A 22,803-nucleotide genomic window follows, 5' to 3' on the forward strand; every position below is an offset into this window, starting at 1 on the left:
TCTTGATCAATCCGTCGTACCACCGCGCACGTCGAACTCGACTTTCCAGCACTCGCCACCGCCGTGGGGCAAGGCTTCGAGTTCCAAAGTTCCAGCCTCGGTCACCCGTGCCTGCAGCCTGACGCGAACCACCTCGCCGGCCGCACGGCCTTCGCTCGGCAGCGTCGTCTGGATCTCGTCGAGTTCCTGGAGTTCGTCGGGCTCCCAGTCTTCGAGCATCGTGCCGACGGCATCCTGACGGCGGACCGACGAGCCGAAGAAACGAAAGCGCACCTGCTCGCCGACGACCAGGCCGAACTCCTGCGCCGACAGGGCGGCCTCGGTCCCTTCCTCCATGCCGAAGGGGGCCAGACACAGCGCCTGCACGGGCGGCTGCACGCCGGGTACGGCAGGCATCACCGACTCGACCGCGACGTAGTAGGAGCGCGCCGTTCCGCCACGGATGCGGACGCCCTGGCCACGGCGCACGTAGCCGTAATACGCGGCACCGCGCGCAACGGCCAGGTCGAGGTCGGCGCCTTCGAGGAGGCGCGCGGCGGGCGCTTCTTCAGCGGCAAGCCAGGAATTGATCGTCGCCAGCGTGCGCTCGGCAAGCAGTTCGGACTTGAAGACGCCGCCATTGAACAACACCGCCGTGGGATGAAGAAAGGTCGCGTCTTCCGGCAAGTCGCCAGCGAATCCATCGAGATCGGCCGTTGCGGCGAGCTGACGGGCCAGGAAGGCGGCCAGGTGGCGAGTGACTGCCGCGTCCTGCGCGTAGGGCAGTCCGAGCTGAGTCAGGCCGGAGCGACCCCGCCCCTGCGGACGATCGGCGATGGCCGCTGCCGGGAAAAAGCCTTCGAGCAGCGTGGCGTCGAGTTCTGCGCGCGTCAGTTCGCTGCGCATCGATCCGCCGATCAACTTTGCGCCGCGGCTGACGACTACCAGCGGCAGCGCGCTGATGTCAGGGTCATTGAGCAGGGTTTCCTTGGCCACCCGACAGGCATGGGTCAGGGCACGCAATTGCCAGGCGTCGAGCTTGCTGCCCTGCGTCGACAGCTTGGCGGCAACGGTATAGGCCAGCGCCAGGTCCATGTTGTCACCGCCGAGCAGGATGTGCTCACCGACGGCGACGCGGTGCAGTTCAAGATTGCCTTCGCGCTCGACAACGGCGATCAGCGAAAAGTCGCTGGTGCCGCCACCGACATCGACGACCAGGATGATGTCACCCGGGCGGACCTGCTTGCGCCAACCGCCGGCGCTCTTCTGAATCCAGCTATAGAGCGCCGCCTGTGGTTCCTCGAGCAGGATCATCCGTTCGCAGCCGGCCGCCTTGGCCGCCTCGGCAGTCAGTTCGCGCGCCGCCGGGTCGAAGGACGCGGGAATGGTGACCACGATCTCCTGATCGGCGAAGGGCGCCGCCGGCTGGGCGTCATCCCACGCGGCGCGCAAGTGGGCGAGATAGCGCAAGGAGGCTTCGAGCGGCGAAATGCGGGCCACCTCCGGCGGTGCGTCGTTGGGCAGGATGGCTGCGCGCCGATCGACGCCGGCGTGGCAGAGCCAGCTCTTGGCGCTCGACACCAGACGGATCGGCGTTGCCGCACCACGGCTGCGCGCCATCTCACCGACCGCACAGTCCTGCTCGGCGGTCCACGGCAGGCTCAGATCACCGTCCGCCAACTCGCTGGCATGTGGCAGGTAGATGAACGACGGCAGCAGGCCCAGCGCCTCGACCGAACCGGGTGCGGTCAACTGCGGAATCGGCAGGACGTGCTGGGTGACCTGCTCGCCATCGCTGCCGCCGATGTCGACGTAGGAGAGCGCGCAATGGGTAGTGCCAAGATCGATGCCGATCGAGAATTTTGGCTCGCTCATAGTTCCACCTCCGCGGGGGCGACAATGCGCAATTCATGGCTGCCGGAGAGCTTGGGCAAACGGGTTTCGAGGACGCGCCAGCCGCGGTGAGTGATGCTGCCTTTGAACGGTGGCTGGCCGACGACGTTGCCGGTGACGCGAATCGCCGCGGCATCGAAGCCTGCCGGCAGCGTGATCCGGCTGCCTTCGGCTTCATCGCGTACCGGAGCGATGGTGAAACTGTCGTGCAGCACCTTGCGACAGCCTTCGTGCACCACGCGTACCGCGGCGCCGATGTCGGCGTCGCTGTAGTCGGCGACATCTTCCTGGATGAAGTCGATGAAGCGGGCCTCGCGCTGCAGCAGGCCGAGGAGTTGCAGTGCGCCGTCCGGGGCCGCTTCGCGCAACGGAACGACAACCGGCCGGGGTGTGACGGGAGCTGGTGACGACGGTTCGTTGCGCTGCTCGCCGGCACGCAAGGCCTGCACGCGGGCGGCCAACTGGCCGTCGGCAATGATCGCGAAGAAGGTGCCGAAAGCAAGGGAGATTCTGCTCAACAAGGAGGGAGGGTCTTGTTTCATGGAATGGTCCTGGTTGCGGCCGCCGAAGCGGCGCGGTGAGATGTTCCGTATTCAATGTTGTGAGATCGGCCGCGGCAGCGCCGGGCCGGGCAGACGAGCGACGGAGCGGGTCTTCTGCGAAGGGAGGCAATCATTGTGGCTTGCGCATGGGCCCTATCGCCGGGCCGCCGGTAGCGCTTCAGGCGTGTCTGTTGCAGCGCAATATAAACCATTTTGCTGTTTTCGGGTAGCTCCGGCGGGCGGCGCTGCCGTCGTCACGCCTGCACGGACCTGGGCGGCACGCTCGGCAAGCGCGCCTCGCAGCGCGCCAATCAATAGCCCTGGAACAGGAAATCCAGGGCGGTGGCGATCTGCGCTTGCTCTACGGCCAAGGATGTGACAGGTGATTTCAGGATGCGCCGCGGTACCGCACCCATCTTGGGTGTCTCCAGCAGGTAGTCCTTGCCCTCGATACTCAGCAGAGGTGAGAGTGCCCTAGTTGGGAAAGACCTCAAAGCGCGCCATCAGAAAGTTCTCCCCCCGTCGAGTGGCAGCCCTTCGGCTTCGATCGTGGCGTTGAAGGCCGCGATGAATTCCGAGTGTTCCTCCCGCCAACGACGTTCCAGCTCACGGCGCACGACTTCGCGCAAATGGCTGTCGCAAACTTGGGACACGTTGATTTGCATTGTCTTGGCGGCGTCCAGGACGTCGGCGCTCAAGCTCAAGTTGATCGCCCGCTTGGCGGGATGCCGAGATCGAGAGGCACGTTTCAGCGTAGCTGTTTGACCATCGGGCATAGCAATCTCCATGCGCACAGTTTAGCTCCTTGTTTTGAAGAACTCCATCGCCGAGTGCAGTCTCGCCATTCGCTTATCAATCAAACATATCCCCCGTATTGGCTATTCCCTTTCCGACCCCCGGCGTAGGCCCACTTCCGTCTGGTTGTGTGCTCGCCCGACTGTCCGGCAGCCGGGCGCCACTTAGCGACTGCAGCTTCACGCCGGACGGCAAGCACGTGCTGTCCGCTGGCTGGGATGGCAGCCTGCGGCTGTGGGATGCCGCCAGCGGCGAATTGCTGCGCATCCACGCGCTGCTGCCCGACGACAGCCACGCCGTCTGGGAGCCGCGCGACAACCGGATCGTCGAGGTCGGCGGCGAAGCCTGGCGCTGGCCGGGCTGGCAGCTCAGGGACGACGACCGCGCGTTGGCCAATGGCTGGCCGATAGGCTGTCAACGAAGATAATCATTGAGCCCTGCCGGAAAATCTGAAAGCATGCTTCTGTTCCGCGGCTTCTGGCCCGATTTCCCGCACCTTCGGCCAAACGGTCATGACTTCTCAAGACACTCCCGATCATGAAAGGCATGACCGTTTCCCTCACCCCCGACCTCTCTCCCGCGAACGCGGGAGAGGGGAGATTCGTGAGTCGCCGGCGCGACTTTCATGGTAACACACCCACGAGAACCGACTTCACGAGACCAACCGACCGATGACCGAAAAACACAGCCCTTCTCAGCCCGTCAGCCACCTCAACGACGACTTCGACCAACGCGTCGTCGCGCATGCCGCCGACGCGCTGTGGCTACCATCGCCACAGCCGGGAGTCGAACGGCGCATGCTCGACCGCGTCGGCAGAGAGGTCGGCCGGGCGACGAGTATCGTGCGCTACGTCGCCGGTGCCGGTTTCCACCCGCACACGCATGGCGGCGGTGAGGAGATTCTGGTGCTCGACGGCGTTTTTTCCGACGAGGACGGTGACTACCCGGCCGGCAGCTACCTGCGCAACCCGCCCGGCTCGATGCACACGCCTTTCTCGCGCGCCGGCTGCACGCTGTTCGTCAAGTTATGGCAGTTCACGACGGGCGATCGGCAAACGCTGCGCATCGCTACCGGGACGGCCCAGTGGTATCCGGGACTGGTCCCCGGCCTGTCGGTGTTGCCGCTGCACGAACACGAGGGCATCAACACGGCGCTGGTTCGCTGGGCACCGCACACGCGCTTCAATTCACACCTTCACCCCGGTGGCGAAGAAATTCTGGTTCTTGACGGGCTTTTTCGCGACGAAGACGGCGAGTACCCGCAAGGGAGCTGGTTGCGCAATCCGCGCTGGAGTCGTCACATGCCCTTCACCGGCGCTGAAGGCGCGCTGATCTACGTCAAGGTGGGGCATCTCGGGGCCGACTTGCTCGTGCCGGAAGGCGTCTGATGGTGCCGGCCAGCTTCAGCTTGGCTTGTGCCTTCACCCGGAAGTTCTGTGGCAAGATCTGCCGATGCATGCCATCCGCCTTCTGACGCTGACCGACTGGCTGGCGCTCTGCGCGTTTTTTTCCTGTTGGGCAGGTTACGCCTGGTTCTCCGAGCATAGCCGCTGGGCTGCCGGGGGGTTGATCCGCAGCACGCGGGAGTTCCGCCTCGAATGGGCCTACCAGATGCTGGCGCGCGAGGTGCGGGTCACGGATTCGACGCTGATCGGCAACCTCGTGACCAGCGTCACCTTCTACGCCAACACCACCATCTACATCATCGCTGGTCTGGTCGCCGCACTTGGCGCCGCTGACAAGCTCCTGGGCTTTACCACCGATCTGGCGTTGCCCGGGGCGGGCAACCGGGAACTGCTGGAGATCAAGCTGCTGCTGGTGCTCGCGGCTTTCGTTTTTGCCTACTTCAAGTTCACCTGGTCGCTGCGCCAGTTCAACCTGCTCTCGATCCTGATTGGCGCGGCCCCGCAGGGCGACCGCGACAAGCCGGGAATCGAAAGCTACGCGCGTCGGCTGGCTGGCGCCAACAACCTCGGCGGCGACGACTTCAATCGTGGCATCCGTGCCTACTACTTCGGCCTGGCGGCCTCGGGCTGGCTGCTCAGTCCGCTGCTGCTGGCTGTCCTCGCGGTGAGCATTCTGCTGGTGCTCTATCGGCGCGACTACCGATCGGCAGCGCTCGACCTCCTGCGCCGCGAAAGCTGACCGGCGCCTTCAGCAACGAGCTGCTGATCGGCGGTGCCAAAAGGGAGGGCAAAGCTGGCCAGCCGGGACCGCTGGCCAGTGACGCCCACGCTCGCATCCGCATCCTGCACCGGGCGCGTGCGTCATGCGTCTGCTCGCGCCGGTGCACTCCCTGTCGGCAGGTGCTGCACGAACCATTGCGCCGTCGCGCGCGCCACGCACTCAAAGACGACTGCCGATTCGGGCGAGTCCACACTCGCCGGCAACAGCTTCAGTTGCTGTTCACTGACTACCTCGCGCAGGGCTCGGCGATTGCTCAGCAGACCGCGCTCGTCGTCCTCGGCGACCAGAACGAGCAACGGTGAGGCGAGCGAACGCAGGTAGAGCATGCCGGCCAGATCGATCAGTCCACCCCGGCAAACGAGCGCGAAGATGTCGTGGTCGCGCAGCGCGGCAACGCGAACGACCACCGGCGAGCAGTCGCCGGCGGCGCAGAGGCCTATCGGCACCACCGGCAGTTCGCCCAGCACCATCCGCCGCTTGATCAGCGCCAGGCCGTCGAGCAGGCGCCTGGTGAGCAGCGGGACGTTGTGGTGTTTATCGGCGAAGTGTTCTTCCACGTGAGTGAGCAGGTCGAGGGTCAGCGTACCCACGCCGGCATGGCGCAGGACGACGGCGAGCGCGTCATCACGTGCCTCTGGAGTTGGGCCTGCGTGCGCCACGACGACCAGCGCCGAGAGCGGCGCCGGGAGCATCAAAACGCCGTGCAGCGGACCGTGCTCGCTGTCGACCGAGACCTCGGTGACGCCGGGGAAGGCGATCGCTTCGCTCAACGGCGCACCAGCCTGACCGGAATGCGACGCGGCCCGAAAGGCTTGCCGAATCGGGCGAAGTGGCCGGCAAGCGCTGTGCCGCAGTGCGGACAGCAACCGTCGCTGGGCAGATCGTAATGACGGATGGTGTACCAGTCACGCTCGATCAGCGCCGCCTGGCAGCACGGGCAAAAGGTAGTGCCGCCTTCGCTGTCGTGCACGTTGCCGGTATAGACGTAGTGCAGGCCGGCGTCGAGCGCGATGCGCCGCGCCTGGGTCAGCGTCGACGGCGGCGTTGGCGGTAGAGTGTCCATCTTCCAGTCGGGATGGAAGGCGGTGAAGTGCAGCGGCACATCGGGCCCGAGTTCGCGCGCCACCCAGTCGGCAAGCGCCTTGACCTCGGCGGCGGAATCGTTCCGGCCGGGAATCAGCAGGGTGGTAATCTCCAGCCAGCACTTCGTTTCGTGATGAACATAGGCCAGGATATCGAGTACCGGTTGCAGGTGACCAGCGCACAGCTTGAAGTAGAAGTCGTCGGTGAAGGCCTTCAGATCGACGTTGGCAGCGTCCATCACGGCGTAGAACTCGCGCGCCGGTTCAGGGTGGATGTAACCGGCAGTGACCGCCACCGTCCTGACGCCGCGTTCGTGGCAGGCGAGCGCGGTGTCGATTGCGTATTCGGCGAAGATTACCGGGTCGTTGTAGGTGAAGGCCACCGACTGCGCGCCGTAGGCGAGCGCAGCGGCCGCGATGCCGTCCGGGCTCGCCGCGTCGAGCAGGCGGTCCATGTCTTTCGACTTCGAGATGTCCCAGTTCTGGCAGAACTTGCACGCCAGATTGCAGCCGGCGGTGCCGAAAGACAGGATCGCCGATCCGGGGTAGAAGTGGTTGAGCGGCTTCTTTTCGATCGGATCGATACAGAAACCCGACGAACGGCCGTAGGTGGTGAGGACCATCTGCCCGCCGAGGTTCTGGCGAACGAAACACGCGCCGCGCTGACCTTCATGCAATTTGCAGTCACGCGGACAGAGGTCGCACTGAATCCGTTGGTCGGCGATCGCGTGCCACCAGCGACCGGGGTGGGCGGATTCGGGTACTTTGGGCAAGTGGCTCAAGTCTCTTTCCATTTCCTCACCTCATAACGCGCCAGCGCGAGCTGCTGGTGCCAGAAGTCGGCGGGCAGGCCGGCCTTGAGCTTGAGCTGCGCCATGAAATGCCGCGGGTCAGGCAGCGACTCCCAGACCTGCGGCAGGAAAGTCGCCCGCCGCCGCTCGTAGCTCAGGATCAGGCCGTCGATACCGGGGCGCAGACGGGCCAGCGCGTCGGCCTCGCTGGCGACCGGGAAGGGCTCGGCCGGCGTCAACAGCGAAACCTCGACGCGCGTGCGCGGGAACTCATCCTCACCCAGCGGCTGAAAACGGTGGTCGCGAAAAGCGGCCGCGAGCGCATTCTCGGCGACGTCGATGCCCAGCGGCCGATGCGCTTCAAGGCTGCCGATGCAGCCTCGCAACTGGCCGTTCTGCGTCAGCGTCACGAACGTTGCTGCCGGCTCGGCAAGTTCCGGGAGTGTAGCGACAGCCTGTGCCGCGATCCCGAAGCGCTCGCCGATGGCGTTGCGGGCGATGCGCAGCAGCGCATTGCCAAGGGCATCAGTGGGCATCGTCGGCCGCCTCGCTGAAGGCAAAGGCGCCGTAGCCGACAACGCGCGATTTGTCGCCGGCGGTATCGCCCGAATTGCGCAGGTCGATGAGTTGGGCCCGTAGTCCGTGGCCACGCGCGGCCAGCAGCAGGCCATTGACCGGCGTCGCGCCGCAGGCCTGCGGATGGTCGATATGCGGATCGAGCGCGACGATGTGCCGCGCGGTGTCGGCATCGGTCTGGCGAGCCACATCGTAGGGCAGGTAATGGGAAAGATCCGAGCTGATGACGATCAGCGTCTCGTCGCCGCCCCACAGGCAGTCGAGCACTTCGGCCACCTGTGCCGCTGAAGCACGGCCGACGGCCAGGGGTACCAGTGTGAACTCGCCCAGCACCGTCTGCAGAAACGGTAGTTGCACTTCCAGCGAGTGCTCGAGGGCATGCGCTGCGTCACTGACCACTACCTGCGGCAGATGCGCGATGGCGGCCAGCGCATCCTGGTCGACCGGAACGATTCCGAGCGGGGTGGCGAAAGCGGTGGACGAGGGGACCGCCAGCCCATTGACCGCGACACGGTGGGTCGGGCCGAGCAGGACGACGCGGCGTACGATCTCGCGCAGCGCGCTGAGCGGTGCGTAGACGCTGGCCGCGATCGGGCCGGAATAGACGTAGCCCGCATGTGGCGCGATGATCGCCTTTGCTCGCTCAGCCGGGATCTGAGCGCCGTGGGCCAGCAAGTCGCGCAGATCGCGGGCCAGAATGGTCGACGATCCCGGATAGAACATTCCGGCGACTGCCGCCGGACGCGTCTGTTGGCTTGAGTGTGTCATCTGCTTGTTCCTCTTCACGAGTTGGTGCTTGACTTGGCGTTCCGGGACCGTATAATGCGCACTCTCCTTGAGGTCGCCGGCAGTCTGGTAGTCTGGTATTGGCGGCTTCACTGAAGGCGCGTAGCTCAGCTGGTTAGAGCACCACCTTGACATGGTGGGGGTCGTTGGTTCGAGTCCAATCGCGCCTACCAGAATTCTTCGATGAATCCGGTAGATGCAGTGTCACCAATCAAGCCGCCCTCGGGCGGCTTTTTTGTGTTCGTTCGATGGGCGCCGCGGGCAGCACTCCATTCTTTCCGATGCCCGCTAATTGTCCCCCTTTGATCGCCGTGCTTCAAGCTTCAATCCGACGAGCGGGCGGACCTTCTGGACGATGCTCATTCGCCCACCACGTCGGTGTTGGCCGGTGGCGTGAAGCGGAACAGCGCCGGAGCCAGGCGCGGATTGCGTTCGAGATGGCCAAACAGCAGCACGGTGGTCTGGCCGAGGCTGTCGAGCAGTTCCATTGCCCGAAGGTCGTTGCCGGCAAAACCGAGACGGACCTTCTCGAAACCGCTGTCCTGCGACTTGGGGATCGCCTCTACCCACTCCAGACCATCCTTGTCGCCCGTTTCGCTCAGGCTGAAGTTCTTCTCGATCGTGCTTTCACCGGCGAGCAGTGCCGCCGGAGTTCCGCCTAGCGCCGTTCCGGCCTTCCTGACCGTCACCTGACGAAGATCGGGGTCATGAATCCAGACTCTCTCGCCATCGCCAAGGAGCAACTGGCTATAGGGCTTCTCGATCTGCCAGCGGAACTTGCCGGGGCGGGCGAATATCATGACGCCGCTCGACAACTGTGGCTTGCGTCCGTTCCTGGCGACGACGGTCTGTGTGAAGTCGGCACGTACCGTGCGGGTCGACTCGACAAACTGGTGCAACTTGTCGATGGCGCCCGCGTTGGCTGCCTGCGCAGCGATCAGGCAGGCGGCGGCCAGGAGATTTCGGCGAATCATTCTTCCTCCTTGCGGGCCAGGACTTCACGCCCGCCGCGCGCGTCCATGGCAGAAACAAGGCCGGCCTTTTCCATTGCTTCAATGAGCCTCGCCGATCGATTGTAGCCGACGCGCAGGTGGCGCTGGACCAGCGAGATCGACGCACGGCGATTCTTGAGCACCACCTCGACCGCCTGATCGTACATCGGGTCGGCCTCGCCATCGGTGTCCAGACCGCCGTTGTCGCCACCGCCTGGCCCGTCACCTTCGTCGCCGCCCGCGCCGCTGAGGACGCCGTCGATGTACGCCGGAGCGCCGGCTTGCTTCAGGTAGTCAACGACCCGATGCACTTCGTCGTCGGCGACAAAGGCACCATGCACGCGCGTCGGATAGCCGGTGCCCGGCGCCAGAAAGAGCATGTCACCTTGACCGAGCAGCGCCTCAGCACCCATCTGATCGAGGATGGTGCGCGAATCGATTTTCGACGACACCTGGAACGAGATGCGCGTCGGAATGTTGGCCTTGATCAGGCCGGTGATGACATCGACCGACGGCCGTTGGGTCGCCAGGATCAGGTGTATTCCCGACGCGCGTGCCTTCTGGGCCAGGCGGGCGATGAGCTGCTCGACGGTCTTGCCGGCAACCATCATCAGGTCGGCCAGTTCGTCGATGACCACGACGATGTACGGCATGATCGACAGGGGTTCCGGCGTGTCGGGTGTCAGCGACACCGGGTTGGCAAGCTTTTCGCCGCTCTTCTCGGCTTCCCTGATGCGATGATTGAGGCCGACGAGATTGCGCACGCCCATCGCCGACATCAGCTTGTAGCGCTTGTCCATTTCGCCGACGCACCAGTTGAGCGCGTTGGCCGCCTGCTTCATGTCCACCACCACCGGCGCGAGCAGATGCGGGATGCCTTCGTAGATCGACAGTTCGAGCATTTTGGGGTCGACCAGGATCAGCCGCACCTGATCGGGCTCAGCCTTGTAGAGCAGCGAGAGGATCATCGCGTTGATGCCCACCGATTTGCCCGACCCGGTCGTGCCGGCAACCAGCAGATGCGGCATCTTGGCCAGATCGACGACCATCGGCTGACCGCCGATATCCTTGCCCAGCGTCATCGTCAGCGGCGAGTTCATGTCGCGGTATTCCTTGCTGGCAATGATTTCCACCAGGCGTACCATCTGGCGCCTCGGATTCGGTAGCTCAAGCGCCATCGATGACTTGCCGGGTACCGTCTCGACGACCCGAACCGAGACCAGCGACAGCGAGCGTGCCAGATCCTTCGCCAGGTTGAGGATCTGCACCCCCTTGACGCCGACGGCGGGCTCGATCTCATAGCGTGTGATGACCGGGCCGGGGTAGGCGGCAGTGACTGCCACGATGACCCCGAAGTCGGCCAGTTTGCGCTCGATCAGACGCGAGGTGTATTCGAGGGTCTCGACCTTGACGCGGTCACTCTGCAGCGGCGCCGGTTCGAGCAAATGCAGCGGCGGCAGCAGGTCGCCGGGTACTGCGTCGGGGACCGGTGGCGCTGGCCGCTCAAGCTCGGTCATTCGTTCGATTTTCGGCGGCAGAACGGATTTGACCGGCGGCGCCGGCTCATCGATTGGCATCTCGGTATGGGTGGTGTGGGTGGTGTGGGCGGCTAGCGGGTGCTCGGCTGGCGGCGGCAGCTCGGACATGGGCAGGGCGGCCGGCTCATCGAACAGCGTCGGCTCGCTGTGCGCTGCTGTTCGCTTGGCAGCCTTCCGTGACAGCGGTGGCGGAGACTCTGGCTTATCGACCAGTGTCGGTTCGTGCGCCTCCCCGCGCTTTTTCTCGCCCTCGACCACGGCTTCTCGCTCACGTGCAACTTCGCGGCCGATGCGCCGGTCCTGCCAGCGTTCGAACAACTGGCGAACGCCGACCACGGTGGCTTCGAACATTCCTCCTACGCGCTCGGCGGCAGTAATCCACGACATCCCCGAAAAGATGCTCCAGCCAAGCATCAGCAGGGCAAAGAGCGACAGCGTCGCACCGGTATAACCGAGATAGCGGACGCCGACCGTGGCCAGTTCGAGGCCCATGATGCCACCAGGACCGACCGGCAGCGCTGCCTTGTGGGTGTAGAAACGCAAGGTTTCGAGCCCGCTGCTGGCGACGATCAGGACCATGAAGCCAGCGAGGGCGATGTACAGCGGGCGCCGATCGCTGGGCCGCTGACCATCGAGGCGTCGATAACCCCACCAGACGAAAGCGATCAGCAGAAAGATCCACCACCACGCGGAAAGGCCGAAAACCGACAACATCAAATCGGCCAACCAGGCACCGCTACGACCTGCCGGGTTGTGCAAGGTCGTCGCCTGTACGGCGTGTGACCAGCCGGGGTCGGCGCGGTGGTAGCCCCACAGGGAGAGCGCCAGAAAGCTGGCGACGACGATCAGAATCAGCCAGCGCGATTCCCGCAGGAGCACGGCAATTTTTTCCGGCAGTGGGCTCGGTGCCCGCGAGGGGTAGGCAAGTCTGCCGGTAAGTTTTTTCAGCAAAGCCATCAGCGCGATTGGAATGAGGTCGAAATACGGTGGTGATCAGGCTCGGGGCGCGGGAGCCGCAGCCGAAAGCATGCGCTTCTCAAGGATGACGATGCGGCCCTCTTCGACTCGGAAGTAGCCGCGATTTTCCAGATCCTTCATCACCCGACTGACCATCTCGCGCGAGGCACCGATCATCTTGGCGATGTCCTGCTTGGTGACCCGGCGTTTGATCACCCGCTCGCCGCGTTCGTCTTCAGAGAAGTCGATCAGCAACTTGGCCACGCGACCATAGACATCGAGCAGCGCCAGACTCTCGATGTTGCGATCGGCCTCGCGCAGGCGCTGGACGAGGCTTTTCATGATATTGAGGCAGAGGTCGAAGTTCTCGGCCAGGCAGCGCTTGAAGTCATTCTTGGTAATTACCAGTAACTCGCAGGTTTCGGTGGCCACCACGTCGGCCGATCGTGGACTGCCGTCGATCAGCCCCATTTCACCGAAGAACTCACCCGGACCGAGGAGCGTCAGAATCACCTCGCGTCCCTCCTCGTCGCTGTTCATGACCTTGGCGCGGCCACTGACCAGGACATAGAGCGAATCGGTGCTGTCTCCGGCGCGCACGATCGTTGTCTGGCGCGGCACCCGGCGGTGAAAGGCGACCTTGGCGATCTGCTCCAGTTCGGCATCGGGTACGCCGGCAAACATCGGAATGCTGTGCAGCAAGATCAGGCTTGGTCCCCTCCGGGGTTGCTCGACCTGTGTGTTCATAAGGCATTCTTTCGTCAAGTGAAATGATTTCTATCAATGGCTTGCGCGGCGATTATAAGTCACTTTGCAGGTATGCGTGGCAAAGGTGGTACAAACTTGGCAGCGGGAGGGCCAGCTTTGCCGGTTATAATTTTTCCGTGATCCACCACCAGAGCCCATGCGAAATGACCGAAGTGACCCGCCACTGCCGCCTGCTGATCCTGGGCTCCGGCCCGGCCGGCTATACCGCCGCCGTCTACGCGGCCCGCGCCAACCTGAAGCCGGTGCTGATCACCGGCATGGCCCAGGGCGGCCAGTTGACGACCACCACCGACGTGGACAACTGGCCAGCCGATGCTCAGGGTGTGCAGGGGCCGGAGTTGATGCAGCGCTTCGAGGAACATGCGCGGCGCTTCGAAACCGAGATCGTCTTCGACCAGATTCACACCGCACGACTGACCGAAAAGCCCTTCACGCTGATCGGCGATACGGGCACTTACACGTGTGACGCGCTGATCATCGCCACCGGGGCATCGGCCCAGTACCTGGGACTGCCGTCCGAGGACGCGTATGCCGGCCGCGGGGTTTCTGCCTGCGCCACCTGCGACGGTTTCTTTTACCGCAACCAGCCGGTCGCCGTCATCGGAGGCGGCAATACCGCTGTCGAGGAGGCGCTCTACCTGGCGAACATCGCCAGCCACGTCACCCTGGTCCATCGACGCGACACGCTGCGTAGTGAAAAAATCCTGCAGGACAAGCTGTTTGCCAAGGAACAGGCCGGCAAGATCACGATTCGCTGGAACAGCATGCTCGATGAGGTGCTCGGCGACCAGTCCGGCGTCACCGGAATGCGCATCCGGGACAAACTCTCCGATAGCACCGAAGACATCCCGCTGATGGGCGTCTTCATCGCCATCGGCCACAAGCCGAACACCGATCTCTTCGTTGGCCAACTCGACATGGAAGGCGGCTACCTGATCACCCAGTGTGGGCGGCAGGGCAATGCCACGGCAACCTCGATCGCCGGCGTTTTCGCCGCTGGCGATGTGCAGGATCATATCTATCGTCAGGCCTGTACTTCATCCGGCAGTGGCTGCATGGCGGCGCTCGATGCCGAGCGCTACCTCGACAGCCTCGCTCTTGCCGGCTAAATCGTTGAACGCTGCCGGCTCGGACGCCAGGTCATGCCGATGCGCGCGCTGGCTGCACGAGACCGCAGACTTGCGATGACCCAGGCCCGCTCGCTCAACCCGGACGACCAGGCCGCTTTTCGCGCCGCGGTCGACGGCGCGACGCCATTGCCCAAGGCCAACCGGGTCAGCTTTGAAGCGCCGAAGCCCAGTCCACGTCCGCGTCAGCGCGAACTCGACGAAGCGGCGGTGATCGCCGAGCTGATGCGGGCGCCACTGGCCATCGATGACTGGCTGGATCTCGGCGGCGCCGACTCTTTTCTGGGCAGCGGCCTGCCCCGGACTCTGCTGCGCGACCTGCGCCGAGGTCGCTGGAGCATCCAGGATCACGTCGATCTGCACGGCATGAACCGGAATGAGGCGCACCAGCAAGTGGCTTTGTTTGTCGCCGAATCGCTGGCCACCGGCAAACGCTGCCTGCGAATCGTGCACGGTCGCGGCAATGGGTCACCGGGCCGGGAAGCGATCCTGCGCCAGTTGGTCAAGCTCTGGCTGAGTCGCTGCAAGGACGTTCTCGCCTTCTGTCACGCGCCGCCCAGCGACGGGGGCGACGGTGCTTTGTGGGTCTTGCTGAAGGCTGGCGGCAAGCCCCGTTAGCGTCGGTTCACTCAATCAATCAGATCGCCGACTCGTCGGTTTCACCGGTGCGAATGCGGACCACTTGCTCGACCGTGGTGACAAAAATCTTGCCGTCACCAATCTTCCCGGTCCGTGCAGCCTTGACGATCGAGTCGATGGCGCCTTCGACCGAACTGTCGGCGACGACGATCTCGATCTTCACCTTGGGCAGGAAATCAACGACGTATTCTGCTCCCCGATAGAGTTCGGTGTGGCCCTTCTGACGGCCAAAGCCCTTGACTTCGGTGACCGTCAGGCCGGTGACGCCAATCTCGGACAGCGCTTCGCGCACCTCGTCGAGCTTGAATGGTTTGATGATCGCTTCAATTTTTTTCATGGCCTCTGCTCCAGGGAAGATCATAAGGAAATCGTATCAGAAATCGGGCTTCCGAAAGCGATCAGTAAGGGTCGCGGTAGCGATTGGTGATCGGATAGCGCCAATCCTTGCCGAAACCGCGCTGTGTGACGCGGATGCCGACCGGTGCCTGACGCCTCTTGTATTCGCTGATCTTCAGGAGATGAACGACACGACGCACGTCGGCCTCGGCATAACCACGGGCGATGATCGCGCGCGGGCTGAGGTCCTTTTCCATGTACGCCTCGACGATGGCGTCGAGCACTTCGTACGGAGGCAGACTGTCCTGGTCGGTCTGATCGGGCTTCAACTCGGCCGATGGCGGGCGGCTGATAATCCGTTCGGGAATGGCGTAGGAGCGTGTGTTGCGCCAACGCGAGAGGCGGTACACCAGCGTCTTGGCGATGTCCTTGATGACCGCGAAACCGCCGGCCATATCTCCGTAGAGGGTGCAATAGCCGACCGCCATTTCCGACTTGTTGCCGGTGGTCAGCACCAGCGAGCCGGTCTTGTTCGAAATCGCCATCAGGATCATGCCGCGAATCCGGGCCTGCAGGTTTTCTTCGGTGGTGTCGGCCGGCAGGCCGGCGAACTGCGTCTCGAGCATCGCGGCCAGCGTCTTCATGGCCGGTTCGATGGCGATTTCGTCGTACTTGACGCCCAGCAGACGAACCATCTCGCGCGACTCGGTGAGGCTGAGATCGGCCGTGTACGGCGAAGGCATCATCACCGCGCGGACCTTGTCGGCGCCCAGCGCGTCGACCGCGATGCACAGCGTCAGCGCCGAGTCGATGCCTCCTGACAGACCAATGATCGCGCCGGGAAAACCGTTCTTGCCGAGATAGTCGCGCACCCCGAGGACCAGTGCCTGGTAGACCTCGGCCTCAAGACCGGGCGCGGGAACGATCATCCCCGGCTGCGGCTGGCCGTCGACGAAGTCGACGACGGCCAGCGCTTCCTCGAACTGCGGCAACTGACAGCACACCGTGCCATGCGAGTCGAGCACGAAGGAGCCGCCGTCAAAGACCAGTTCGTCTTGGCCGCCGGCTAGATTGGCGTAGACCACCGGCAGGCCGGTACTGGCAATGCGCTGACGCAGCACCTCGGTACGCCGCTCCTGCTTGCCGATGTGGTACGGCGAGGCATTGAGGACGAGCAGCACTTCGGCACCGGCTTCACGGGCCAGATCAGCGGCGCCCGCTTCCCAGACGTCGGCGCAGATATTCACGCCGCAACGCACGCCCTTGAGCGTCAGTACGCAAGGCGCTTCACCCGAGTCGAAATAACGCTCCTCGTCGAACACCTCGTAGCTGGGTAATCGCTGCTTGTAGTAGGTGGCCACGCGCACGCCGTCGCTGAGCAGCGTTGCCGCGTTGTAGCAGCGCTCGCCGCGCTTTTCGGGGTGGCCGACGAGGACGGCGATGCCTTGCAGTCGGCCGGCCAGCAGGTCCAGTTCGCGTTCGCAGGCAGCGCAGAAATCGTCGCGCAGCAGCAGGTCTTCCGGAGGATAACCGCAGAGCGCCAGTTCCGGCGTGAGCAGCAGGTCGGCGCCCTGGGCGCGCGCACGCTCGGCAAAGTCTACGATCCTCGCCGTATTGCCGGCGAAGTCGCCGACCGTGGCATTGATCTGGGCAATCGCAATCTTGAGAGACATGGGCGCGCTAGCGAAAGGGGCGCCAGCGCGCCCCTTGATCAGTGGAACGGGAAAATTGGTTCAGAAGGCCGGTTTCTCTTTGGCGTCAGCGTAACGCTGCACACCTTCCATGATTTCCGCCTTGGCTTCCTCACTGCCCAGCCAGCCGGCAACCTTGACGAACTTGCCCCGTTCGAGATCCTTGTAGTGGGCAAAGAAGTGGGCAATCTGGTCGAGGATGACCTGCGGAAAATCGCGCGGCGTCTCCTTGTCGCGATACATCGGCGTCAGGCTATCGACCGGCACCGCCAGCAGCTTGCCGTCCGGCCCCGCCTCATCCTCCATGGCCAGCAGGCCGATCGGCCGGCAGCGTACGACGACACCGGGGGGCAGCGCGAACTGCGTCACCACCAGGACGTCGACCGGGTCGCCGTCGCCGGCAATGGTATGTGGAATGTACCCATAGTTGCATGGGTAGTGCATCGCGGTGGACATGAAACGATCGACGAAGACCGCTCCGCTATCCTTGTCCACTTCGTATTTCACGGGATCCGCATGCATCGGAATCTCGATGATGACGTTGAAATCATTGGGGAGCGACTTGCCGGAGGGCACGCGATCTAGGCCCATGTTGGTGATCTCTCTACTGGTTGCGGGAGCAGCCATTATAACCATCAATCGGTTCCGGGTGAGCGCCGTGGCCATCTTCGTGACCATTCCGGTCGCCGCTCGCGTCAGAGGCGCCCGGCACAGCGCACCGCTTCGCGCCAGGCGACCATTCCAATGCCGTCGCCTTTGACAGGGCACAAAAAAACGGCGGCCGAAGCCCCCGTTTTTCCTGGCGCATCAGAGACCCGCGCTGGCGCGCGCGGCAATACGGTCGCGATAGGCCTGCAGATGCGGCATCCCTTCGCTGGCCGGCTGGAATCTCATCAGCCCGCGCGCAAATTCGAGTGCGCAGAAGGCGGTGATATCGGCGATCGTGAAACGCTGGCCGGCAACGAAAGGCTGTTCGGCCAGTTGGCGATCGAGCCAGCGTGCGACGTCGCGCACTTTCTCGCCTTGTGAGTGGCCGAAGTCGGGAAATTGGGGTTGTTCGAGCGCTGCCAGTCCAGGGTGGGTATGCCGAATGCAGTTGACGATGCCGCCAAAAAGGTACAGTTCGACGCGACGATCGGCCATCTCGATGAACGCGCGCTCTTCATGATCGGTTCCCATGAGATTCGGCTGTGGCGCCAGGCCTTCGAGGTAGGTGCAGATGGCGCGTGTTTCGCCGAGTATGCGGCCGTCGTCGAGTTCGAGAACGGGGACCTTGGCCAGCGGGCTCCTGGCGCGAAAGGCTTCGCTCTGGTGCTGCCCCGTACCGATGTCGACGACCTCCTGTTCGATGCCGGACAACCCTTTCTCGGCGATGAACATCACGACTCGGCGCGGGTTGGGCGCCCGTGGTGAGATGAAAAGTTTCACGCTGCTTCTCCTCTTTTCAAAAGAAACGAATGATCATCGCCGTTGGTGGGCCTCAGTGGCTGTGAAAATATTGCCGCAGCTACGCTTCCGTCGTTCCCGCCTTCCCCCCGCATTCGCGAGGGTGACGGGGAATGGCGAGAGCCGGAATCGGGACTGGGTGATTTTTTTCACAGGCTCTCGGGCGCCGTCTTGGCGCGGCTGTCCGGTCCCATTGACTGTCCCATTTCGACCATCTGGCGCGCCTCTTCGGCGAAGCGTAGCGCTTGCTCGTCGTCGGCGTCTCGGTCGATCGGTGATGGCGGGGTGTTGATACCTCGTTGCACCGCCGGACGGCCGCGAATCTGGTCGCGCCAGCGTTCGAGGTGTGGCAGTTCGTCGATGTCCACGCCTGACCAGCGATGCGTGCGTACCCATGCCCAGTTGGCGATGTCGGCGATCGAGTAGTCGCCGGCAAGGTACTCATGATCGGCGAGATGGCCGTCGAGCACCCGGAACAAGCGCTTGCACTCGCCCTGATAACGGTCGATCGCCGGCTGGATCTTCTCCGGAAAATAGCGGAAGAAGACGTTTGCCTGGCCCATCATCGGCCCGACACCACCCATCTGGAACATCAGCCACTGCACCACCCGTGAGCGCCCTTTGGCGTCCTGCGGAATCAGTCGGCCGGTTTTTTCGGCCAGGTAGAGCAGGATGGCACCCGACTCGAAGACCGTGAAATCGACGGCGCGATCGACGATTGCCGGGATGCGACCATTCGGATTGATCGCCAGAAACCAGGGCTGCTTCTGCTCGCCGTTCGACAGACTCAGTGTCTGCACGGTGTAGGGCAGCGCGAGTTCCTCGAGGGCAATCGAGACCTTGTGTCCGTTGGGGGTGGCTGCGGTGTAGAGATCGATCATTTTCGTCTTTGCCTCGCCGTTTGGTGATCTGCGTCAAAATCGATTCCAGCCCTGCGCCGGGCTGCCCATGCCGGAGCACTGACCGCCATGATCGCCCCCCAGAACGCCATCGTCAATCCCCGTCGGCAACCGGCAGAGCGAAGCGGAAGCTGGAAAACTCGGCGGCTGGCCGGGGCCGGCTGAAGAGGTAGCCCTGTACCTCGAAACAGTCGTGCCGTTCAAGAAAGCGCATCTGGTCGACGGTTTCGACACCCTCGGCAATGACGTCCATCCTCAGGTTCTCGGCCAGGGCGACGACGGCGCGCACAATGGCTGCATCATTGGCGTCACTGGACAGGTCGCGCACGAAGGAGCGGTCTATTTTCAGCCGCGAGACCGGGAAGCGCTTGAGGTAGGCGAGACTCGAGTAGCCGGTGCCGAAGTCGTCGATGGCCAGGCGGATGCCGAGTCCATCGAGCGAGCGCAACAAGGTCGTTGCGCTCACTGGATCAGCCATCAGCATGCTTTCGGTCAGTTCCAGTTCGAGCGCCGAGGCAGGTAGCCCCGATTCGGCAAGGCATGACGAGATTCGCTCGCCGAGATCGGGTTGCTGCAATTGCCGCGTTGACAGGTTGACACTGATGCGCAGGCCCGTTTGTCCGGCATCGTGCCAGCATCGCGCCTGGCGGCACGCCGCGCGCAATACCCATTCGCCAATTGGCACGATGAGGCCGGTTTCCTCGGCGATCGGAATGAAGCGATGCGGGGACACGAGGCCGCGTTGTGGGTGGTGCCAGCGGAGCAGAGCTTCCATACCGGTGACATTGCCGCTGCGGCAGTCGACCTGCGGCTGGTAGAAGAGCTCGAACTCGCCGTTGGCGATGGCAGTACGCAGGTCGTGCTCGATCGACACCCGTTCCTGGACCGCCAGGTTCATTGCCGGCGTGAAGAACTGGAAGTTGTTCCGCCCACATTCCTTGGCGTGATACATCGCCGTGTCGGCATGGCGTAGCAGTGTCGGCACGTCATCACCGTCGTCGGGATAGACGCTGATGCCGAGGCTCGGCGTGACATGCAATGGTCGGTCGTCGATCAGGTGCGGCGACGACACCACGTCCAGCACTTTCTGCGCCACCAGAGCCACATGCGCGATATCGGGGATATCGGGAATGATGATGATGAACTCGTCGCCACCAAGCCGTGCCACTGTCTCGGTCGAGCGCAGCGCCGCCTGAAGGCGTCCGGCGACGCTGGCCAGCAAACGGTCGCCAGCGTCATGACCAAGGGTATCGTTGATCAACTTGAAGCGGTCGAGGTCGAGGAAGAGCACCGCCGTCCGCTTTCTGTCGCGTCTCGATTTGACGATTGCCTGGCGGAAGCGGTCGTCAAGCAAGGTGCGGTTGGGCAGTTGCGTCAGCGCGTCGTGGTGGGCGAGAAAACGAATATGTTCTTCCGCCCGCTTGCGTTCAGTGATGTCGTAGAAGCTGCCGATATAATGCGTGACCAGCCCGTCGCTGTTTCTGACTGCGGTAAGCGTCAGCCACGCCGGGAAAACCTCGCCGCTCTTGCGGCGGTTCCAGATCTCGCCGCGCCACTCGCCGTGCTCGGTGACCCCGGCCCACAGCTCAAGATAACCGTCGTCGTTCTGGCATTCGGAGGCAAACAGTTGCGGTGTCTGGCCGATGATCTCGTCCGGGGGGTAGCCGGTGATGGTGCTCAACGCAGGGTTGACCGAGACGATTCGTCGCTGCGCATCGGCAATGCAAATTCCCGAAGTGCTCGCCGAAAAAACGGTCGCCGCCAGGCGCTGCGCCTCGTCGGCGCGACGCTGGTTGACGATCCGCCAGATATCTTGACCAATCAGGCGCGTGGTCTCGATGTCGCCCTCGCAGTAGGGCCGCGGCTTGTTGCCGACGGCGACCATCATGCGACCGATGCCGCCCTCGATCACCGGCACGCTGATCAGGCGTTCGAGTCCGGGCGCTTCGACGGGCAGGCGGCCGTTGGCCGACGTCGAGCTATCGTCGTAGACCAGCGGCCCGCGCTGCTGCATGGCCGCCGCCCAGATCACGGCCACGCCGGTCGCGCAGAGCGGGTCGGTGAGCGCATCGGAGCAGTGCTTGCGGGTACCATGTGACCAGATGACCGAGTCGCTCATCTGCCGGTCTGCATTGACGAAATAGAGAAAGGCGATCTGGCTGTCGGTCAGGCGCTCGACTACCGCAAGGCCATGCTGAACGAACTCGTTTTCGTCCATCCGCTCGGCAGCCTTGGGCAACTCGAGCATCGCCACGGCCCGTTCAGCCTGGTGTTTGAGCCGTGCGGAGGCTTGCCGCTGCGCTTCTTCAAGGCGCTGCCGCTCGGTGATGTCAGCGAGGATGCAGTGGGTACGCGCCTCGCCTTGCGCGTCGCGATGGATGCGGCCGCTGATCAGCACGGTGATCGCCTTGCCGTCCTTGTGTCGAACGTTGATCATCAGGTCGTCGATCCGACCCTCGCCGACGAAGTGCTGCAAGACCGCGGTCTGCGCAGGCAGAGAGTGTTCGGCAAGGAAAGCGCTGATCGGCCGGCCGACCACTTCTTCGCGGCGGTAGCCCAGTAGTGCCAGCCAGGCCTCGTTGACCTCGACAACCTTGCCGCTGCTGACGTCGATCGATTGATAGGCGAGTGGCGCGTCCCTGAACAGGGCGCGATAGCGTCCTTCGGAAGCCACCAGCGCCGCTTCTCGATCGACGATGGCATTGGCCATGCGCCGCATGCTGATCGTCAGATTGATCAGTTCCTCGGTCCGCGATGAGGGCAGGGGAGCCGTGTAGTCGCCGTCGGCAATCGCCTGCACATGGCGGCCGAAGTCGGCGACTCGCCGTACCAGTAGCCGGCCAAAGACGTAGGCGCTGAGCAGGGCCAGCGCGAGTGCGGCGGCTGTTCCGCCAATGATGGCCAGCAAAGTTGAGCGCATCGTGGCGAAGGCCAGTTCGGTCGGCTGCGCGACCAGCGCCAGCCAGCCGGAGCTGCCAATCGGGGAAACGCTGCCGATGTAATCGTGGCCATCGAAAATGAAGCGCTCGGTCGAGAAGTGGCCGGCGAGACCGGCGCGGATCAGTGGCAGGTTGCCGAGATTTTCCTGGCCGGCCGCGCGGCCAGTGTCCGGATGCGCGACAACTTGCCCCAGGCGGTCGACGATCATCGGTAGCACCCCGGCCGCCGACCCGAGTTCAACAACGCGCACCGACAGTTGTTCGAGGTCGACCTCGCCCACCAGGGTCCGGTGCTCTGATGATTGCTTTGGCGCGACCTGGCTGCGCAGCGCTACGCTGGCAGCGACGACGATCTTGCCGCGCAGCGACAGATAGCTGTCAGACCAGGTCACGGCGCCGGCTGGTCGCGACCCGGCGACGAACTTTCTTGCCGAAAAGTCCAGTCCCAGCAGGTCGCCACGGCCCATTCGCCGTTCCAGCGGCAGCCCGACATCAACGACGAGAGCGCTCGCATCCAAAACGTAGAGCGCGTCGATCGGCGCGTGGGCGTTGGCCAGCGTATCGACGACGACGCGCGTACGCTCGGGGGTCGCGTCAGGCATGGCCTCGATCTCTGCCGCCACACGTTCCAGCGCCAGTGCCGACCCGCGCAGAAAATCGTCGACCTGGCGCGACAGGGCCACGGCGAGGGAATGGTTGCTGCTCTCGACCTGCGCGCTCAGCCGCGGCAGGAGCACGCCGAGCATGACCGAGACGGCCAGCACGGTGGCCGCTCCGACCACGGTCGACAGACCGATCGCGAGCCAGAACCGCAGAGAGTGAGCCATGTCGCCAATGCTA

22 protein-coding genes and 1 tRNA gene are annotated in these 22,803 nt (G+C 63.9%); 6 read left to right on the forward strand and 17 right to left on the reverse strand.

Going from position 1 to position 22,803, the window contains the following annotated elements; all coding sequences use genetic code 11:
• Positions 1–6: 6 nt before the first annotated feature.
• The 4 genes from ACCAA_RS09955 to ACCAA_RS09970 form a co-directional block, all read right to left on the reverse strand.
• On the reverse strand, positions 7–1,854 hold the full coding sequence (locus ACCAA_RS09955) for an Hsp70 family protein (RefSeq protein WP_186407094.1): 1,848 nt from the start codon (positions 1,852–1,854) through the stop codon (positions 7–9).
• The gene (locus tag ACCAA_RS09960; protein ID WP_186407095.1) at positions 1,851–2,414 is read right to left on the reverse strand and encodes a DUF2760 domain-containing protein; all 564 of its coding nucleotides are present in this window, start codon (positions 2,412–2,414) and stop codon (positions 1,851–1,853) included. The genes ACCAA_RS09955 and ACCAA_RS09960 overlap by 4 nt, the downstream gene beginning before the upstream one ends.
• 311 nt (positions 2,415–2,725) lie before the next feature.
• Complete coding sequence (locus tag ACCAA_RS09965; protein WP_186407096.1) at positions 2,726–2,908, reverse strand: CcdB family protein; 183 nt, start codon at positions 2,906–2,908, stop codon at positions 2,726–2,728.
• Positions 2,909–2,917: 9 nt separating this feature from the next.
• Positions 2,918–3,202 carry a type II toxin-antitoxin system CcdA family antitoxin gene (locus tag ACCAA_RS09970; protein WP_342674046.1) on the reverse strand — a complete coding sequence of 95 codons (285 nt, stop codon included), beginning with the start codon at positions 3,200–3,202 and terminating at the stop codon, positions 2,918–2,920.
• Positions 3,203–3,339: 137 nt separating this feature from the next.
• On the opposite strand from ACCAA_RS09970, the gene ACCAA_RS09975 reads away from it, so the two are divergent.
• From ACCAA_RS09975 to ACCAA_RS09985, 3 genes are all read left to right on the forward strand, one after another.
• Positions 3,340–3,636, forward strand: a complete 297-nt coding sequence (locus tag ACCAA_RS09975; protein WP_186407097.1) for a WD40 repeat domain-containing protein — start codon at positions 3,340–3,342, stop codon at positions 3,634–3,636.
• 244 nt (positions 3,637–3,880) lie between these two features.
• Positions 3,881–4,597: a cupin domain-containing protein gene (locus ACCAA_RS09980; protein WP_186407098.1), complete on the forward strand. Its 717-nt coding sequence runs from the start codon at positions 3,881–3,883 to the stop codon at positions 4,595–4,597.
• A gap of 64 nt (positions 4,598–4,661) precedes the next feature.
• Positions 4,662–5,354 (forward strand): DUF599 domain-containing protein, encoded by a 693-nt coding sequence (locus ACCAA_RS09985; RefSeq protein WP_186407099.1) that lies wholly within the window; start codon positions 4,662–4,664, stop codon positions 5,352–5,354.
• Between the two features lie 122 nt (positions 5,355–5,476).
• On the opposite strand, the gene ACCAA_RS09990 is transcribed toward ACCAA_RS09985, so the two are convergent.
• Genes ACCAA_RS09990 through amrB form a run of 4 tightly spaced genes read right to left on the reverse strand, consistent with a single transcriptional unit; the run spans position 5,477 to position 8,613 of the window.
• Positions 5,477–6,166, reverse strand: coding sequence for a dienelactone hydrolase family protein (locus ACCAA_RS09990; RefSeq protein ID WP_186407100.1), 690 nt, complete (start codon positions 6,164–6,166; stop codon positions 5,477–5,479).
• Positions 6,163–7,272, reverse strand: a complete 1,110-nt coding sequence (gene amrS, locus ACCAA_RS09995; protein WP_186407101.1) for an AmmeMemoRadiSam system radical SAM enzyme — start codon at positions 7,270–7,272, stop codon at positions 6,163–6,165. Before amrS ends, ACCAA_RS09990 begins: the two co-directional genes overlap by 4 nt.
• Entirely contained in the window at positions 7,257–7,805 is a 549-nt protein-coding gene (amrA, locus tag ACCAA_RS10000) for an AmmeMemoRadiSam system protein A (protein WP_186407102.1), read from the reverse strand. The genes amrS and amrA overlap by 16 nt, the downstream gene beginning before the upstream one ends.
• Positions 7,795–8,613, reverse strand: coding sequence for an AmmeMemoRadiSam system protein B (gene amrB, locus ACCAA_RS10005; RefSeq protein WP_186407103.1), 819 nt, complete (start codon positions 8,611–8,613; stop codon positions 7,795–7,797). Before amrB ends, amrA begins: the two co-directional genes overlap by 11 nt.
• 114 nt (positions 8,614–8,727) lie before the next feature.
• Between amrB and ACCAA_RS10010 the strand changes: the two genes are divergently transcribed.
• A tRNA-Val gene (locus ACCAA_RS10010) sits at positions 8,728–8,804 on the forward strand.
• A gap of 186 nt (positions 8,805–8,990) precedes the next feature.
• On the opposite strand, the gene lolA is transcribed toward ACCAA_RS10010, so the two are convergent.
• Genes lolA through ACCAA_RS10025 form a run of 3 tightly spaced genes read right to left on the reverse strand, consistent with a single transcriptional unit; the run spans position 8,991 to position 12,865 of the window.
• Entirely contained in the window at positions 8,991–9,605 is a 615-nt protein-coding gene (lolA, locus tag ACCAA_RS10015; RefSeq protein ID WP_186407104.1) for an outer membrane lipoprotein periplasmic chaperone LolA, read from the reverse strand.
• The gene (locus tag ACCAA_RS10020) at positions 9,602–12,118 is read right to left on the reverse strand and encodes a DNA translocase FtsK (protein WP_186407105.1); all 2,517 of its coding nucleotides are present in this window, start codon (positions 12,116–12,118) and stop codon (positions 9,602–9,604) included. Before ACCAA_RS10020 ends, lolA begins: the two co-directional genes overlap by 4 nt.
• Positions 12,119–12,154: 36 nt before the next feature.
• Positions 12,155–12,865, reverse strand: coding sequence for a Crp/Fnr family transcriptional regulator (locus ACCAA_RS10025; protein WP_245754526.1), 711 nt, complete (start codon positions 12,863–12,865; stop codon positions 12,155–12,157).
• A gap of 164 nt (positions 12,866–13,029) precedes the next feature.
• Here ACCAA_RS10025 and trxB point away from each other — a divergent pair, with 164 nt between their 5' ends.
• A complete protein-coding gene (gene trxB, locus ACCAA_RS10030) occupies positions 13,030–13,995 on the forward strand; it encodes a thioredoxin-disulfide reductase (protein WP_186407106.1) in 966 nt (321 codons plus the stop codon).
• Between the two features lie 75 nt (positions 13,996–14,070).
• Positions 14,071–14,631 (forward strand): Smr/MutS family protein, encoded by a 561-nt coding sequence (locus ACCAA_RS10035; protein WP_186407107.1) that lies wholly within the window; start codon positions 14,071–14,073, stop codon positions 14,629–14,631.
• Positions 14,632–14,650: 19 nt separating this feature from the next.
• Here ACCAA_RS10035 and ACCAA_RS10040 read toward each other — a convergent pair whose 3' ends face one another.
• The 6 genes from ACCAA_RS10040 to ACCAA_RS10065 all read right to left on the reverse strand — a co-directional run bounded on the left by ACCAA_RS10040 (position 14,651) and on the right by ACCAA_RS10065 (position 22,790).
• Positions 14,651–14,989 (reverse strand): P-II family nitrogen regulator, encoded by a 339-nt coding sequence (locus ACCAA_RS10040; RefSeq protein ID WP_186407108.1) that lies wholly within the window; start codon positions 14,987–14,989, stop codon positions 14,651–14,653.
• Positions 14,990–15,050: 61 nt separating this feature from the next.
• Positions 15,051–16,661, reverse strand: coding sequence for an NAD+ synthase (locus tag ACCAA_RS10045; RefSeq protein ID WP_186407109.1), 1,611 nt, complete (start codon positions 16,659–16,661; stop codon positions 15,051–15,053).
• Between the two features lie 60 nt (positions 16,662–16,721).
• Positions 16,722–17,270, reverse strand: a complete 549-nt coding sequence (ppa, locus tag ACCAA_RS10050) for an inorganic diphosphatase (RefSeq protein ID WP_186407132.1) — start codon at positions 17,268–17,270, stop codon at positions 16,722–16,724.
• A gap of 216 nt (positions 17,271–17,486) precedes the next feature.
• A complete protein-coding gene (locus ACCAA_RS10055; protein WP_186407110.1) occupies positions 17,487–18,107 on the reverse strand; it encodes a glutathione S-transferase family protein in 621 nt (206 codons plus the stop codon).
• Positions 18,108–18,274: 167 nt separating this feature from the next.
• Positions 18,275–19,006, reverse strand: coding sequence for a glutathione S-transferase family protein (locus ACCAA_RS10060; protein WP_186407111.1), 732 nt, complete (start codon positions 19,004–19,006; stop codon positions 18,275–18,277).
• 112 nt (positions 19,007–19,118) lie between these two features.
• Positions 19,119–22,790, reverse strand: coding sequence for an EAL domain-containing protein (locus tag ACCAA_RS10065; protein WP_186407112.1), 3,672 nt, complete (start codon positions 22,788–22,790; stop codon positions 19,119–19,121).
• Positions 22,791–22,803 lie beyond the last annotated feature (13 nt).

It is taken from the genome of Candidatus Accumulibacter aalborgensis (assembly GCF_900089955.1).
Taxonomy (GTDB): domain Bacteria; phylum Pseudomonadota; class Gammaproteobacteria; order Burkholderiales; family Rhodocyclaceae; genus Accumulibacter; species Accumulibacter aalborgensis.

What these genes read in the sequence shown, in the direction of transcription:
- ACCAA_RS09955 (WP_186407094.1), bottom strand. Translation starts at nt 1,854, where the DNA reads ATGAGCGAGCCAAAATTCTCGATCGGCATCGATCTTGGCACTACCCAT.
- ACCAA_RS09960 (WP_186407095.1), bottom strand. Translation starts at nt 2,414, where the DNA reads ATGAAACAAGACCCTCCCTCCTTGTTGAGCAGAATCTCCCTTGCTTTC.
- ACCAA_RS09970 (WP_342674046.1), bottom strand. Translation starts at nt 3,202, where the DNA reads ATGGAGATTGCTATGCCCGATGGTCAAACAGCTACGCTGAAACGTGCC.
- ACCAA_RS09980 (WP_186407098.1), top strand. Translation starts at nt 3,881, where the DNA reads ATGACCGAAAAACACAGCCCTTCTCAGCCCGTCAGCCACCTCAACGAC.
- ACCAA_RS09985 (WP_186407099.1), top strand. Translation starts at nt 4,662, where the DNA reads ATGCATGCCATCCGCCTTCTGACGCTGACCGACTGGCTGGCGCTCTGC.
- amrS (WP_186407101.1), bottom strand. Translation starts at nt 7,272, where the DNA reads ATGGAAAGAGACTTGAGCCACTTGCCCAAAGTACCCGAATCCGCCCAC.
- amrA (WP_186407102.1), bottom strand. Translation starts at nt 7,805, where the DNA reads ATGCCCACTGATGCCCTTGGCAATGCGCTGCTGCGCATCGCCCGCAAC.
- amrB (WP_186407103.1), bottom strand. Translation starts at nt 8,613, where the DNA reads ATGACACACTCAAGCCAACAGACGCGTCCGGCGGCAGTCGCCGGAATG.
- lolA (WP_186407104.1), bottom strand. Translation starts at nt 9,605, where the DNA reads ATGATTCGCCGAAATCTCCTGGCCGCCGCCTGCCTGATCGCTGCGCAG.
- ACCAA_RS10020 (WP_186407105.1), bottom strand. Translation starts at nt 12,118, where the DNA reads ATGGCTTTGCTGAAAAAACTTACCGGCAGACTTGCCTACCCCTCGCGG.
- ACCAA_RS10025 (WP_245754526.1), bottom strand. Translation starts at nt 12,865, where the DNA reads ATGAACACACAGGTCGAGCAACCCCGGAGGGGACCAAGCCTGATCTTG.
- trxB (WP_186407106.1), top strand. Translation starts at nt 13,030, where the DNA reads ATGACCGAAGTGACCCGCCACTGCCGCCTGCTGATCCTGGGCTCCGGC.
- ACCAA_RS10035 (WP_186407107.1), top strand. Translation starts at nt 14,071, where the DNA reads ATGACCCAGGCCCGCTCGCTCAACCCGGACGACCAGGCCGCTTTTCGC.
- ACCAA_RS10040 (WP_186407108.1), bottom strand. Translation starts at nt 14,989, where the DNA reads ATGAAAAAAATTGAAGCGATCATCAAACCATTCAAGCTCGACGAGGTG.
- ACCAA_RS10045 (WP_186407109.1), bottom strand. Translation starts at nt 16,661, where the DNA reads ATGTCTCTCAAGATTGCGATTGCCCAGATCAATGCCACGGTCGGCGAC.
- ppa (WP_186407132.1), bottom strand. Translation starts at nt 17,270, where the DNA reads ATGGGCCTAGATCGCGTGCCCTCCGGCAAGTCGCTCCCCAATGATTTC.
- ACCAA_RS10060 (WP_186407111.1), bottom strand. Translation starts at nt 19,006, where the DNA reads ATGATCGATCTCTACACCGCAGCCACCCCCAACGGACACAAGGTCTCG.
- ACCAA_RS10065 (WP_186407112.1), bottom strand. Translation starts at nt 22,790, where the DNA reads ATGGCTCACTCTCTGCGGTTCTGGCTCGCGATCGGTCTGTCGACCGTG.